The sequence below is a fragment of the Streptomyces sp. MnatMP-M17 genome (assembly GCF_900091995.1).
Classification (GTDB): Bacteria; Actinomycetota; Actinomycetes; order Streptomycetales; family Streptomycetaceae; genus Streptomyces.
The window spans coordinates 1-1,800 of sequence record NZ_FMDK01000353.1; the positions used below are offsets into that span (position 1 = coordinate 1).

Here is a 1,800-nt window from a genome sequence, read left to right on the forward strand (position 1 = left end):
CGAAGCCGTGCACCGCCGCGACGACCGGCATCGGCAGGTCCAGCACGCCGGTGTACGCGGCGCGCGCGACCGGCCGCTGCCGTACCAGTTCGGCATCGCTGAGGGAATTGCGCTCCTTGAGATCCGCGCCCACGCAGAAGGCCCGCGCGTGGGTGGAGGTCAGGACGGTGGTACGTACGCTGCCGTCGGCGGCGAGCGCCACGCACGCGGCGGCGATGGACCTGGCCATCTCCGTCGACACGGCGTTCATCGCCTTGGGCCGGTCGAGCACCAGCTCCGCGACATGACCGCCGCCGCCGTGCCGCCGTACGATGACGAACTCCCCGAACCGCCGCCCGTCCTCCGCCACACCCTCCGCGGCCTCTTCAGTCCCGGCCATGACAACACCCTCCCGGTTAACGATGGTTCACCGGGGCCGATCCTAAGTGTTCCGCCGTCCCAGCAGCCATGGCTCCACCACGCCGAGCCCGCGCACCGGCCGCTGCCACATGGGCTGGAGGCCGAAGCGGTACGGAGGCGGTGCCTGGCCCTCCTTGTCGGCCTGCGCCGCCGCCTCGGCCGCCTGGGCCTCGGAGGCCGGTGCCTCGCCCGTACGGATCAGCTCCTCCGCGAACGCGCCGTCGACCAGGACCGTGTCCTTGGGCGCGATCGAGGTGAGCCTGCTGGCCAGGTTCACGGTCGTACCGAAGACATCGCCCATCCGCGTGGTGACCGTGCCGAACGCGATGCCCACCCGTAGCGCCGGCATGGACTCGTCATGGGCCATCGTCTCTATGAGCCGCAGCGATATCTCCGCGGCCGTGCCCGCGTCGTCCGCCGCGAACAGGACCTCGTCACCGAGTGTCTTGATCAGCCGGCCGCCGTGCGCGGCGACGAGATCGGCACAGGTCGTCTCGAACGCCTCGACCAGCTCGCCCAGTTCCTCCTCCTCCAGCCGGCGCGTCAGCCGTGTGAATCCGACAAGATCGGCGAAGCCCACGGCCAGCCGGCGATCGACCATCTCCTCGTCGTCGGCGGCCTGGACGACCCGTCCGGTCGCGGCGGCGAGCTGGCGCCGCCAGACATAGACGATGAACTCCTCCAGCTCCGGCAGGAGCAGCTCCACCAGCGGATACGTGACTTCCGTACGCGTCATGCCCGGCTCGGGCGGCTCGGTCAGTCCCTCCAGGAACGAGTCGATCTGCCACTCCGCCAGCCGCGCGGTGGTCTGTCCCGTCGACCGCGCGACCTGGATCGCCATCGGCTCGCTGAGCAGCCCGGCCTCCACCAGACCGGCGAGCCGGCGCAGCGCCAGCACGTCCGCCTCGGTTAGCGCCTTGGCCTGGCCGATGTCGGCGAAGCCCATGGCGCGCCAGAAGCGGGAGGCGAGATCCATCGAGACACCGGCGGTACGGGCCGCCTGGAAGGGCGTGTAGCGGCGCTCCGCGCCGAGGATGAGCTGTTCGAGGCGGATGGCCAGCGGATCGTCGGTCGGCTCGGCCGTGTGGTCGACGACATGGTGCGGGGTCGGGAATCCGGACGGTTCCGACGGCCGCTGCGCATCCTCGCCGGAAGTCGAATCGTCGACGGTCACCAGCCGCCTCCTGCCCGTTCCCTGCGCACTGTCCTGCCGATCTGTCGTGGACCGCCTCAACGATACGGCAGATGTGCCCTGGCTCACGTCCCACCCACCTGCCTATTTATACGTCCGCGGGGCCGTCGGCGGGAGCTGTTCCGGCTGGTCCTGACGCCCTGGAATCACCGCGTCGCGCGCCGCCACCACGAGCCCCGCCGAGCGCCGCGGTCCACCGTCCCGGGCTC

At 70.9% G+C, this 1,800-nt stretch carries 2 protein-coding genes; both read right to left on the reverse strand.

The window, feature by feature from the left end:
- The coding region (locus tag GA0115259_RS16460; RefSeq protein WP_141716590.1) for an enoyl-CoA hydratase/isomerase family protein at positions 1–379 on the reverse strand (379 nt) is incomplete at its 3' end.
- A 42-nt stretch (positions 380–421) separates the two neighbouring features.
- Positions 422–1,573, reverse strand: coding sequence for an adenylate/guanylate cyclase domain-containing protein (locus GA0115259_RS16465; RefSeq protein ID WP_093597139.1), 1,152 nt, complete (start codon positions 1,571–1,573; stop codon positions 422–424).
- Positions 1,574–1,800: the final 227 nt, after the last annotated feature.